The organism is Gammaproteobacteria bacterium, assembly GCA_016200485.1.
Lineage (GTDB): Bacteria > Pseudomonadota > Gammaproteobacteria > Tenderiales > Tenderiaceae > JACQEP01.
Genome location: JACQEP010000009.1, coordinates 16340 through 27832 on the forward strand (window position 1 = coordinate 16340; position 11493 = coordinate 27832).

Here is an 11493-nt window from a genome sequence, read left to right on the forward strand (position 1 = left end):
TCCCCTGGCTGCGACTATTAACCGATTTCTAGGAGGCGAGGGGCGATGAAGTTTCAGCAATTGTCTGTGGGGCAGCGTTTTGAGTTTGAAGGGCAGGTGTTCGTCAAGATCTCACCCTTGCTGGCGCAGGCAGAATCATCGAGCGGCCAACGGCTATTGCCGCGTTCGGCCATTGTGCGTCTATTGGATAAAGGTATGCCATCAGTTGCAGAGTCCGTTAAAAAAGAGACGCTTGATTTAGCGGAGGTATCGGCGGCAGTTGGACAATTCCATCTCGATTGTGTGGCCAGTGTCGAGATCTTGGCTGATGTGGTGCCACAAGAGCGGCTCGCGCTTGTTTTGCAGGCAATTGATGAGGCGTATTCAACTGTGCAACGCAAGTTACGACATTAGTGTTCACCTTGACGTGAGTTTGAGGCAGGGGTAGTGTGTTCGATGATCAGCGTCATGCTGCTACTGATCGGTATTGATTAAAAAATAATAAGAATTCGGGTGGTGGAGAGGTGTCTTGGGGGATGGCCAATACAAATCTCTGTGGGGGATCTTATGAATCAATGTCGTAATGTAATGAACATCCTGGTGGGGATTTCACTGACCGGGATAATGGTGGCGTGCGCCACGAATACGAATACTGCCGGGATGCAGGCGCCTGATGCGGGCGCTGGCAGCGCCCAGGTGGCGGCAGCGGCACCGGCGGTGCAGGTTGCAGCAGTACCTAACATGAAGGCGGCTTCAGGTGCCGAAATTTCAGCAGCGCCTGCGGCAAAGACTGATGCAGTGCGCGAGCCTGCGGCGGTGGTTGAGTCGCGCCCGACGCGTACGGTGGCGGAGCTCGCAGCGCAGCTACATAAAGATCGGCGTGCGCTTTATATTTCAAGTGAGGGAAGTTATCAGTTTTATATTGGGGGCGTGCTCAAGGCCAAGTATTTCCCCGACGATCAAAAGCTGGTGCTGCTCGATATGTCGACCGACCAGTCACAACCTTGCAATTACAATATTGACGGCAGATTACAAACCAAAGCCAAGGGTAAAAATACTGCAGATGTGACCAAGTCGTGCGCGGACCTGGTGGAGAAGCTAAATAATTCACTGCCCAATTAGTGGGCAGTTGATTTCAAAGATTGCTGTAGTGGCGCCACAAACGGCGCCACTACAGTAACGGTTTAACTATCAGCGTCATCAACCCAAACGGCATCGTCATCACTGATAACGGCGACATCTTCGCTGTCTTCGGGATTGGTTTCCGCGGTGTCAGGGCGTGTGCGGCCACCTTTTTCCGGGATCGCGAGACGGTTGCCTTTTGGTTTGAAGTTGGCGCGGACAAGGGCATAGCCCGCGGTCAGCTCTTCTTCCAGGGCTTTTTCGTTATTCTTCAACGTGCGCAGCTTGGGTTCAACAACACTGCGTTTATATTCTATGATCTCGCCGCGGCTGAGATTGAAAAGATAAAACGTGTCCGGGTTGCCGGTGGAAATTTTGTCGTCACGCAATACGGCTGCACTTCTGTCGCCGGCTTCCAAAAAGCCAAACCAAAATCTATCGGTGCTCATCGCTATCCTTCAATAAATTCAAAAAATTTGTTATTCACTTTAATCGTTGTTCTGGGCGCCTGAGGCCAGAATCACCCTCCTATCTCCCGGTTGAATTACCCTAAAAATAGAGGCTAGATTCCGGGAACGACATTGGAGCGGGGTAAATTTAGCTACACTCGGGCGCCGTGTCTAGTGGGTATGTGATTTAGAGTAGCGCGGCGATGGAGTCGATGACATAGTCCGGGCGGGAGGTGAAAGGGGAGGTTCGGGGGGTGATGCCGCTGCAGACCAGGACACTGGCGATACCGCACCCCTGGGCTCCACGGATGTCGGTCTCCAGTTGGTCGCCGATCATGACCAGTTTGCCGGGGCTGCGCGCCTGAGCCGCCAGGAAGATGGCGGCGTGGGGTTTGCCGAGCCGGATGAAGTGCAGGTCATTCAGACCGGGGTAGCGGAGTTGCAGGGCGGCTTCCAGAATCATGGCGATGCTGCCCGCCGTGATCCCAAAGCCTGAGGCTTTGGGGTAGATCAGGTCCGGGTTGGGCAGGATCAGATGTAGAGGGAGATTCTGATCCAGCCGGCGGCAGAGGGTGCTCAGCGCGGCGTCGATGGTCTCCAGTAGCGGGTAGCCCATCTCGTCGGCAACCACCAGTACTTCAAAATCGTCCTCAGCGGTGACCACCTGGCCCCCGGCGTTGGCGACAAGCTGCCGGCTATCCTCCGGCCCCAGGACCAGGCAACGTTTCCCGGTCAGGTGATGGTACTGGAAATGGTCGGTCAGCAGGCTGCCAGCGCTGAGAATGCGTTCGGGCGGGATCGCCAGACCATAGCGCTGATAACGGGCGCTCGCAGTCGTCGCCAGGCGCGATGCATCGTTGGTCAGGATCAGATACGGTTTGCCGATCCGGTTCAGGCGGTTAATCAACTCGCTGGCGCCGGGCAAGGCGCCGCTGTTATGGATCAGCACGCCATAAGCGTCGAACAGCAGGGTGTCGTAGCGGGCGATGAGTTGTTCCAAAGAGATGGTTTGCATAACGGGTTTAAGCGACAATGGCGGTTTAAGTTAGATAGTAACATCAGGGGTAGTGCGTGAATATCGATATTGAGCGGCTGAGTCCGGGGCAGGCCTATTTTTATTTGACCCAAACCTTGTTGCCGCGGCCGATCGGCTGGGTGCTGAGTGAAAACGCCTTGGGGCGATACAATCTGGCGCCGTTCTCATTTTTCAGCGCAGTGGCGACGGACCCCCCGCTGGTGATGATTTCGGTGAGTCGCAAGGCTGACGGCTCGGCCAAGGATACCTTGGCCAATATCGAACAGCGTGGTGATTTCGTGGTGCATATTGCATCGGTGGATCAAATGCGGGCGCTCGATGCCAGCGCGGCAGCCTTTCCGCCAGAGGTTTCAGAAGTTGAGCAATTAAAGCTCAAGGTGAGGGATTTTCCTGGTTCCCGTTTGCCTCGCGTGGAGGGTTGCCCTGTGGCGTATGCCTGTGACACGTATCAGATCCACGATCTGGCGGGGATGAAGGTGATCTATGGCCGGGTGCGGCACATGTTTGTCGATGATACGGTGTGTCAGCAGCTTTCAGATGGGCGGCTTAAAGTGGATGCTGCCAAGGTCAGATCGTTATCGCGGCTGGGCGCGGGTGAGTATATGGGGCCGGGCGAGGTGTTGCGTTATCCACCGCGGGAATAACTGCCTAAAAAAACCTAACGCGGAGACGCAAAGGCGCGGAGGAAATGCAAAAGTTTGCAACGGTAAAGACACCAGCGACACGAAGAAAGCGGTCTTTAATATGCGGGATGTGAGCAGAAAAATCGTGTATCGCTTTGGTTTTCCTTTGCGCCTTTGCGTCTCCGCGTTAGATTTTCAATAGTTTTTCAATCAAGTAACGCTTGATATCGAAGATGTCTTCCGGTGCAGACGTGAACTGTGTGTGACGGTAGCTGCCATCGGGCAATGCCTGATAAAGCGGCCGGTAGTGTTCGATCTTGCGAGTAATATCTTTGATGGCGGCGACTAAGGCATCGATATCGGCTTCGGTGGTGTAAAGACCAAAACTGGCGCGCACCATGCCGCGCTTGAGATTGATCAGCATACTTAATTCCGCTTCGGAATCCGTTTCTGGAATTGAGTCAAATAATTCTTCCTTGATCATCGCCGCGACGTAGGGGTGAGCGCAGAAACATTCGTTGCGCACGGCAATACCGTAATAGTCATTGAGCAGCGCAGCGGTGAGGCCATGATCGATGTGGTTAAGATTAAAGGCGATGCAACCAACACGGTTTGGATTATCAATGGGGCCATAGAGACGAATGCCCGAACATTGTTGCAGTTGCCGCGTGGTGTAATTCACCAGCGCCAGGTCGCGGCGGAAAATCTCCTCCATACCAATTTGGTCTAAGGTTTCAAGCGCGCAGGCCAGTAATAAACTACCGATAATATTTGGCGTGCCGGCATGTTCGCGCGATTCAATATCGGGCAGTAGTTCAAAGGCAAAAGGTGTGACGTGTTTGACGATGCCGCCGCCGAGTTCAAATGGCGGCATGGCGGCGAGTAGATCGCGGCGGCCGATCAGTACGCCCGGCGCACCGGGGGCGTAGATCTTATGGCCGGAAAAGATCATAAAATCAGGACTTCGCATATCCATAGCGCCGATGCGAATCGGTACATGGGCGGCCATTTGTGCTGCATCGACGATTACATAAGCATCATGGCGATGGGCGAGTTCTGCAATTTCGGCCAGCGGATTGATAATGCCGGTGACATTGCTGACGCCGGTCACGGCAATATAGTTCACGCGCCCCTTATGGCGCAGGAGTAAAGCCTCGAGGGCGTTGAGGTCAATATTGCCCAGCTGCGGACCGGTGCCACAAAGCGGGATATGTTCAATCAAGTTGCCATAGGCACGATGCGGCAAATCATTGGAATGATGCTCGAGTGTTGAGATCAGCACAATGTCACGTTCAGGCCGTAGCACCTTCAGTCCGTGTGCGAGCCGATTTGCGGGTGCCGTGGTGCCGCTGCCCATGAAGACGCTGACATAGTGCGCTGGATCGGCGTGGGTGAACTCAAGCGCCTTGTGGTGAGCCCAGGCCATCGCCTGGGACGTGATACGGGCGCTGGTGTGGACGGTGGTATGGGTGTTGGCGTAATGCGGTAGATAATCAAGTACCGCTGCCAGCGCCGGTTTCAGCATCAGGCTTGAGGCGCCGGAATCCAGGTATATCCGGCGCGTGACACGTCCGTCAGCCAGTGGATACTGTGTATCCAGGCCGAAAAATTGATTTTTGATCTGTTCGTAGCGCAAAACGCAGCATCCTGATCTGGAATGAACACTATATACTCTCAAGCATTCTATAATGAATCACCTTGCTCGAATATGGCGGACACAATGATAACCACTGAAGGGTCGGAGCAGGCAGTCGGCAGTTTATCCGAAGTTCAGTTGCGAGCGGTATTGAAAAGCGTCTCGCGTTCGTTCTATTTGAGCATTCGCGTCTTGTCTACGCCCTTGCAGGCACCGATCGCCCTGGCCTATCTGTTGGCACGCGCCGCCGATACCATTGCCGATACGCGTATCTTGCCGCCGTCGCAACGCTTGCACTGGTTGCAACGGTTCCGGGCGGTGGTCGCCAATAATGCGAATGTCAGCGAAATCGAGGCGATCATCGCGTCGTTGACGCCAGGTCAAGCCAATGTCCATGAGCGGCGCTTGATGCATTGCCTGCCACAGGTATTGCAGTATGTGGAGGCACTGCCACCCGCAGATGCGCAGCGGGTGCGGCAAGTTGTGCTGACGCTCTGTGATGGCATGTTCATGGACCTGGAAGCTTTTCCCGATGAGCAACGTGGAGTGATTGCAGCGTTACCGAATGCCGCGGCGCTGGAGCATTATATTTATCTGGTCGCCGGTTGCGTGGGCGAGTTTTGGACGGAGATGTTGCTGGCGCATGAGCCAGCGTTGGCTGGTTGGGATTATGAGCGGCAATGCGAGCAAGGTGTGCAATTTGGCAAGGCGTTACAGTTGACCAATGTGCTGCGCGATGCGGGTACTGATTTGCGCAATGGGCGCTGTTATTTGCCGCGGGATGCGTTACAGGCGTTAGGTTTGAAACCGGAACACTTGCTGGCGGAAGATGCTTCACTGCGGGCGCGCCCTGTGCTGCGGCATTGGCTAAGACAGGCGCTGGAGTATTATGACAGCGCAGGTGTTTATGTGCTGGCGATTCCGCAACATTGTTTGCGGCTGAGGCTGGCAGCGATCTGGCCGTTAGTGATTGGCATGGCAACGCTGGCGCGGTTATCTGTGAACCCGGCGTGGCTGAAGTCTGAGTCTGCGACCAAGGTGCCGCGGCGTTCGGTATATGCCATGTTGCTGTTGTCTATTCCGCTGGCGTTTTCCAATAATTTGCTCAGTCGTTGGTTGTTGTTGCTACGTAAACGCGTAGTCGTTGTTTAGTGAACAGGAAGATTCGATGTTGCCAGTCACCAAGTTTTTATTATATTGCCGCTCCGGATTTGAAGGGGAGTGCGCGGCTGAGATACAGGTGCAAGCGGCTACCCGTGATGTGGCTGGCTATTGTCAGGCCAAGACAGATTCGGGTTATGTACTGTTTTCTCCGTATGATGCAGCGCAAGCGCAATTACTGTTTGAAAAGCTTGATGTGCGAAAGATGATTTTTGCACGGCAGTGTTTGGGGGTGGTCGGTCAGCTGGAAGGTTTGCCGGTCACGGATCGAGTGACGCCGGTGGTGCAGTCCGTTGCCGGGATACATTTTAGCGATGTGTGGCTGGAAACGGCAGACACCAATGAAGCAAAAGAACTGGGAACATTTTGCCGTAAGTTTGCCGTTCCTTTACGGCAGGCATTAACCAAGATGGGAATATTGATCTCTGATCTTCGTGTGCCGCGCTTGCATTTATTTTTTCTCGATTCAAGCCGTGTTTTTCTGTGTGTGTGTCTGCCTGAGGGAAGTTCACCATGGTTGATGGGGATTCCCAGATTGAAATTTCCGCATGCTGCCCCCAGCCGTTCCACGCTCAAACTGGAAGAAGCCTTGCTTTACTTCTTGAGTGAAAAGGAGCGAGAAAAATACTTGCAGCCGGGCATGCGGGCCGTGGATTTAGGTGCGGCACCGGGTGGCTGGACTTATCAATTGGTGCGGCGTCATATTCATGTGACTGCCATCGATAATGGACCGATGGCGCCGGAGCTTCTGGACTCTGGGCTGGTCGAACACTTGCGGGTGGACGCCTTTCGTTACCGGCCGGCTAAGGCTGTCGACTGGTTGGTGTGTGACGTCGTTGAGCAGCCGATCCGGATTGCGCGGCTGGTTGCGGAGTGGGTGGCTGGCGGGTATTGCCGACATGCGATTTTTAATCTGAAATTGCCGATGAAAAAACGCTTTCAGGAAGTGAAACGCTGCGACGATGAGATGAGTGAGATATTGGCGGCAAAGGGTGTGGATTATGAGTTGCGTTTTAAACAGCTTTATCATGATCGTGAAGAAGTGACGGGTTATTTGCGGAAACTGTAGGGGCACGGCGCGCCGTGCCCCTACGATGGGTTGTTGGATATGGCGTGTTGCGGGGCGATTCATGAATCGCCCGGCGATTTGATTCGAGGTTATTATGGGGCAATTGCAGTGTTGGCGTTGTGGTGCGGTAGTGGAAGGTGTTCCTCTGCCATTGACGCGTTCAGCGCAATGTCAAAAGTGCCATGCTGATTTGCATGTTTGTCGCATGTGCAAGTTTTACGATCCCAGTCGTGGTCAGGCCTGCCGTGAGCCGATTGCTGGGGAAGTTAAAGATAAAGTGCGGGCCAATTTTTGTGAATTGTTGCAGCCGCGCTTGAATGCGTATCAGCCACCCAATGACCAGGCGCAAAAATCGCGGGGTGAGTTGGAGCGGCTGTTCGGTGGCGCGGCCAGCCCGCAATCCGAGTTGTCAGCAGAAGAACAGGCACGCAAGGCGTTGGAAGAGTTGTTTGGCAAGAAATAACTAATACGTGCGGCCGAGAATGAATCCGCCCCAGATGTTGTTATGATCGCTGGGGCCGTTTTTGACTTCTGAGGTCTGGCCGCGCATGAAATAACTGGCGCGCCAGCCGTCGCTAAATTCGCAGGTGACGCCTGCCCATGCGTCACCGATGATGTGATTCAGTTCGTCACTGCGCAAGGTGACTGTGCTGTCTCTAAACTGCCCCTGTAAAAAAACATTATAAAGGCGTGCTCTAAGATTAAATCCTGTCCAGAAATACATTTCCTTTGAACGTTTGTCGGGCAAGATTGCGCTTGGTTTTGAATATTCACTGTATTCGGCCAGTTGTGGGCTGAAAGACCACCAGGGAGTTTCCAGTCGCCCGATGCGCGCACTTAATCCCCATGCGCCATCGGTCAGGTACCCAATATTGAGCTTTTGCGTGGTGACAATCTCATATTCGATGCCATCGCTGGAATAGTTGGCATCCAGGATGTTGTTCCAGGCAACGGAATAGCGCAAGGTAGGTTCACCGCCATCGGAGATCTGATAATCCCAGCCCCTGGGTTGTCTGCCACCCATGTGTTTATGAATGTTCTGCTGTAGTTCTTGTGCGACGGATAGCCCGAGAATCCCCAGCGTTAAACTGCTAACCCGGGAATGACCTGTGTTGGCATCAATGTATTGCCGGCTATTGCCCAGATAGATGAGGCTCGCATAAGGGCGCTGGCCATAGAGCGGGGTCCGCCGCGATATTCTTTCCGGCGTGAAGGCAGTGAGGCCGAATTCGAGCCCGTGAAGCACAATCGTATCGCTGTCGAGTTGGTGCCAGGCGTCCAATGGGGCCAACGGCCGATCCAGGGAAAGCCAGGACTCTGTCGCCAATGCACCGCTTAACGAAATTGAGATGCCGCCAGTGTAGTCGCGATCACGGCGGCCTGGAGCGAAGCCATCATTATCGACATAAACCGTCCAGCTACTGATGTCTTTTTCTTTGCGTTCCGGGGTGAGGGGTGCAACCTGCGGGAATTGTTCATTTTCGACTTGCGATGCCAGTAGCAGGGGTGGGTTGCTGGTAGGTTTTGCTGGAACGTGGCCTAATATTAGGGTGGAGTCCAAAATATCCGTGTTAGCTGCCCCCAGAGCAACTTGAGCAAGCAGGCTGCTTAATATTGCCAGACAGGCACGTAGAGACTGCTGTGCACGCGTTTTTTTGGTTCCGAACATTTGGCTTCACCGCTGATCAAACCTTGGCTTCGCCGTCCGTGGTGTAAATGTGCTTTCACTCCAGAAAGCACCGTATTGATTACCAGTGTTAGCGGACGCTCGGAGGCACGCATTAGGTTTAACAATAATTACCTCTCAAAAAGAGCATGTATGTGCGTGCGAAGGGGAGGGGGATTGCTTGGCTTTGCGCAGCGATGACAAAGGCCTTGGTATATAATGGCGGCATCAAAAAACAGGCCCGGACTTTATGGTGTAATTTCCGGGCGAAACATGGAGATGCTGATGAAAGGGGCTGGTGCATGAAACCATTGGTGGGACTGATCATGGGGTCGACCTCGGACTGGGAGACCATGGTCCATGCGGCGGATATCCTGGAGAAATTCGGTGTTCCCCACGAAGTCGAGGTTGTTTCGGCCCATCGCACCCCGGATAAGCTGTTTCAATACGCAGGAACTGCCGAGGCGCGAGGACTGGAGGTGATCATCGCCGGCGCCGGTGGCGCGGCCCATCTGCCCGGGATGGCGGCGGCCAAGACCCGGTTACCCGTTCTGGGGGTGCCGGTTGAATCGAAGGCGCTGAATGGCCTTGATTCCTTGCTGTCGATGGTGCAGATGCCTGCCGGAATCCCGGTCGGAACCTTGGCCATTGGCCGCGCGGGCGCGATCAATGCCGCCCTGCTGGCGGTGGCTATCCTCGCCAACAAACATGTTCAGTTCCGCAAACCACTGGAAGACTATCGCCAGCAGCAGACCGATGCCGTGCTCGCCCAACCCAACCCGCGTGGAGGTCAGGCGTGATCATAGGTGTCTTAGGTGGCGGGCAGCTCGCCCGCATGTTGGCATTGGCAGGATATCCCTTGGGTTTGCAGTTTGTCGTGCTTGATCCGACGGCCGACGCCTGCGCGTCGCCGGTAGCGGAACATACCTGTGGCAGTTTTGACGACCAAAGCTTGCTGGAATGGCTCGCCGATCGTGTTGATCTGGTGACCTACGAATTTGAAAACGTGCCCGCAGAAACGGTGCGCATCCTGGCCGAGCGCGTGCCCGTCTATCCACCGCCAGCCGCCTTGGTAGCCTCGCAGGATCGATTGCGGGAAAAAACTCTGTTCCGCGAACTGGGTATTCCGGTGCCGCCGTTTGTGGCCGTGGAGAGTTTGGCGGCGCTGGAATATGCCACTGTAGAGATTGGCTTGCCCGCGGTGCTCAAGACCCGCACCTTGGGTTATGACGGCAAAGGGCAGGCACGCCTGTTGCGCCAGGAAGATTTGGCGCCGGCGTGGGAAAGCCTGGGCAGTACCAATGCCATTGTCGAGGCCTATGTGCCCTATGATCGCGAACTCTCGATCATCGCCGCCCGCGGCCGTGACGGCCAGATCGTCCATTATCCGTTGACCGAGAACACGCATCGCGAAGGCATCCTGCGTTTGTCGGTGGCGCGCCCCGGCGATCCGTTGCAGTTGCTGGCGGAAGATTATGTCAGTCGATTATTGAATGCGCTGGATTATGTGGGCGTGGTTGCGCTGGAGCTGTTCCAGGTGGGTAATCAGTTGCTTGCCAACGAATTTGCGCCACGGGTGCATAATTCCGGTCACTGGACGATAGAAGGTGCTGAGACCAGTCAGTTTGAAAATCATCTGCGTGCAGTCTGTGGTCTGCCGTTGGGGGATACCAAAACACTAGGCTATTCTGCAATGCTCAATCTGATCGGCGAAGTGCCGGACATGATTGCAGTGCTGGAACAGCCGGGGGCGCACCTGCATCTTTATGGCAAAGAATCGCGCCGTGGTCGCAAACTGGGGCACATCACTGTTCGCGCCGGGGGCGAATCTGCGCTCAAACAGGCGCTTGAGGTGCTGCGGCCACAGGCCGAGGGTGAGTTGAGTAACCTCCAGGAGGTGTAGTTTTAAGAGACTTGATCCACCGACTATTCTAAAGAATTATGGGCCTAGGGCTTCGTCAAAAACCGTAATCTGTCCGCCACCCCTTTGCTTGGCGCTATACATTGCCTTGTCGGCTTCGCCAATTGCGGTTTTTGCGGACATTTTTTTTGTCCCAATAATATATATGCCTATGCTCGCGCCGATGGCTAATTTTTTTTCATCATAATAAATTGGTTCGCACAATGATCGGTGCATTTTTTCCGCGATTGTTATGGCTTTGCTGCGAGCGACATTTTCACTGATATCAAGTTGCTGAACCAGTAACACAAATTCATCGCCACCGAGACGACTTAAAGTGTCTTCAGATCGCGTCGCGATTTTTAACCTTTTGGCAACCTCAATCAGTAATGCGTCGCCCACATTGTGGCCGTAGGTGTCATTGACCTTCTTGAAGCCATCAAGGTCGACAAATATCAGCGCGCCAAAAATGGGGTGTCTTTCACAAACTGCAAGATATTTTTCCAAATATTCAATCAGCAGTCGCCGGTTCGCCAAGCGGGTCAATGAATCATGAAACGCCAGATAGGCAATGCGTTCTTCGGCTTCGTCGCGCGCACGGACAAAGGGTCTGATCACCCAAAAGTAAATTAAAGGTATTGATATTAAGACGAGTAGCGCAGCGTCTAAAAGTGCTTCGAAGGCGACGCTGACTTCTTCAGGGAATACGTCAAAAGCTGCCATGATAAATAACTCCATCAGCATGACGATGACGGCGATCCTCGCAAGCAGTGCCTTGATGCTTAGTGCCTTGCGCCGGCTTTTGTCAGGGGCGGTGTCGGGTGAAATATTGTCACTCATGGTTGTTACCCT

13 protein-coding genes are annotated in these 11493 nt (G+C 54.2%); 8 read left to right on the plus strand and 5 right to left on the minus strand.

Going from position 1 to position 11493, the window contains the following annotated elements:
* Window positions 1-45 precede the first annotated feature (45 nt).
* Both HY272_04885 and HY272_04890 read left to right on the plus strand, forming a co-directional pair.
* Complete coding sequence (locus HY272_04885; GenBank protein MBI3772013.1) at window positions 46-393, plus strand: hypothetical protein; 348 nt, start codon at window positions 46-48, stop codon at window positions 391-393.
* Between the two features lie 153 nt (window positions 394-546).
* On the plus strand, window positions 547-1101 hold the full coding sequence (locus HY272_04890) for a hypothetical protein (GenBank protein ID MBI3772014.1): 555 nt from the start codon (window positions 547-549) through the stop codon (window positions 1099-1101).
* Between the two features lie 62 nt (window positions 1102-1163).
* On the opposite strand, the gene HY272_04895 is transcribed toward HY272_04890, so the two are convergent.
* The gene (locus HY272_04895; protein ID MBI3772015.1) at window positions 1164-1550 is read right to left on the minus strand and encodes a hypothetical protein; all 387 of its coding nucleotides are present in this window, start codon (window positions 1548-1550) and stop codon (window positions 1164-1166) included.
* 187 nt (window positions 1551-1737) lie between these two features.
* Window positions 1738-2565, minus strand: a complete 828-nt coding sequence (locus HY272_04900) for an HAD hydrolase-like protein (GenBank protein ID MBI3772016.1) — start codon at window positions 2563-2565, stop codon at window positions 1738-1740.
* Window positions 2566-2621: 56 nt separating this feature from the next.
* Between HY272_04900 and HY272_04905 the strand changes: the two genes are divergently transcribed.
* On the plus strand, window positions 2622-3230 hold the full coding sequence (locus tag HY272_04905; protein ID MBI3772017.1) for a flavin reductase family protein: 609 nt from the start codon (window positions 2622-2624) through the stop codon (window positions 3228-3230).
* A 166-nt stretch (window positions 3231-3396) separates the two neighbouring features.
* On the opposite strand, the gene HY272_04910 is transcribed toward HY272_04905, so the two are convergent.
* A complete protein-coding gene (locus HY272_04910) occupies window positions 3397-4845 on the minus strand; it encodes an aminotransferase class V-fold PLP-dependent enzyme (protein MBI3772018.1) in 1449 nt (482 codons plus the stop codon).
* Window positions 4846-4929: 84 nt separating this feature from the next.
* Here HY272_04910 and HY272_04915 point away from each other — a divergent pair, with 84 nt between their 5' ends.
* The 3 genes from HY272_04915 to HY272_04925 all read left to right on the plus strand — a co-directional run bounded on the left by HY272_04915 (window position 4930) and on the right by HY272_04925 (window position 7538).
* Window positions 4930-5997 carry a squalene/phytoene synthase family protein gene (locus HY272_04915; GenBank protein ID MBI3772019.1) on the plus strand — a complete coding sequence of 356 codons (1068 nt, stop codon included), beginning with the start codon at window positions 4930-4932 and terminating at the stop codon, window positions 5995-5997.
* A 16-nt stretch (window positions 5998-6013) separates the two neighbouring features.
* Window positions 6014-7075: a 23S rRNA (cytidine(2498)-2'-O)-methyltransferase RlmM gene (gene rlmM, locus HY272_04920; protein MBI3772020.1), complete on the plus strand. Its 1062-nt coding sequence runs from the start codon at window positions 6014-6016 to the stop codon at window positions 7073-7075.
* Window positions 7076-7169: 94 nt separating this feature from the next.
* The gene (locus tag HY272_04925; GenBank protein MBI3772021.1) at window positions 7170-7538 is read left to right on the plus strand and encodes a hypothetical protein; all 369 of its coding nucleotides are present in this window, start codon (window positions 7170-7172) and stop codon (window positions 7536-7538) included.
* Here HY272_04925 and HY272_04930 read toward each other — a convergent pair whose 3' ends face one another.
* On the minus strand, window positions 7539-8744 hold the full coding sequence (locus tag HY272_04930; protein MBI3772022.1) for a lipid A deacylase LpxR family protein: 1206 nt from the start codon (window positions 8742-8744) through the stop codon (window positions 7539-7541).
* Window positions 8745-9043: 299 nt separating this feature from the next.
* Between HY272_04930 and purE the strand changes: the two genes are divergently transcribed.
* Both purE and HY272_04940 read left to right on the plus strand, forming a co-directional pair.
* Window positions 9044-9541, plus strand: coding sequence for a 5-(carboxyamino)imidazole ribonucleotide mutase (gene purE, locus HY272_04935; protein ID MBI3772023.1), 498 nt, complete (start codon window positions 9044-9046; stop codon window positions 9539-9541).
* On the plus strand, window positions 9538-10644 hold the full coding sequence (locus HY272_04940; protein MBI3772024.1) for a 5-(carboxyamino)imidazole ribonucleotide synthase: 1107 nt from the start codon (window positions 9538-9540) through the stop codon (window positions 10642-10644). The genes purE and HY272_04940 overlap by 4 nt, the downstream gene beginning before the upstream one ends.
* Window positions 10645-10680: 36 nt before the next feature.
* Here the strand turns inward: HY272_04940 and HY272_04945 are convergent, their stop codons facing one another.
* A complete protein-coding gene (locus HY272_04945) occupies window positions 10681-11481 on the minus strand; it encodes a GGDEF domain-containing protein (GenBank protein MBI3772025.1) in 801 nt (266 codons plus the stop codon).
* Window positions 11482-11493 lie beyond the last annotated feature (12 nt).

Excerpts from the sequence above, each read along its gene's own strand:
- HY272_04885 (MBI3772013.1), top strand. The coding sequence starts at position 46 with ATGAAGTTTCAGCAATTGTCTGTGGGGCAGCGTTTTGAGTTTGAAGGG.
- HY272_04890 (MBI3772014.1), top strand. The coding sequence starts at position 547 with ATGAATCAATGTCGTAATGTAATGAACATCCTGGTGGGGATTTCACTG.
- HY272_04895 (MBI3772015.1), bottom strand. The coding sequence starts at position 1,550 with ATGAGCACCGATAGATTTTGGTTTGGCTTTTTGGAAGCCGGCGACAGA.
- HY272_04900 (MBI3772016.1), bottom strand. The coding sequence starts at position 2,565 with ATGCAAACCATCTCTTTGGAACAACTCATCGCCCGCTACGACACCCTG.
- HY272_04915 (MBI3772019.1), top strand. The coding sequence starts at position 4,930 with ATGATAACCACTGAAGGGTCGGAGCAGGCAGTCGGCAGTTTATCCGAA.
- rlmM (MBI3772020.1), top strand. The coding sequence starts at position 6,014 with ATGTTGCCAGTCACCAAGTTTTTATTATATTGCCGCTCCGGATTTGAA.
- HY272_04925 (MBI3772021.1), top strand. The coding sequence starts at position 7,170 with ATGGGGCAATTGCAGTGTTGGCGTTGTGGTGCGGTAGTGGAAGGTGTT.
- HY272_04930 (MBI3772022.1), bottom strand. The coding sequence starts at position 8,744 with ATGTTCGGAACCAAAAAAACGCGTGCACAGCAGTCTCTACGTGCCTGT.
- purE (MBI3772023.1), top strand. The coding sequence starts at position 9,044 with ATGAAACCATTGGTGGGACTGATCATGGGGTCGACCTCGGACTGGGAG.
- HY272_04945 (MBI3772025.1), bottom strand. The coding sequence starts at position 11,481 with ATGAGTGACAATATTTCACCCGACACCGCCCCTGACAAAAGCCGGCGC.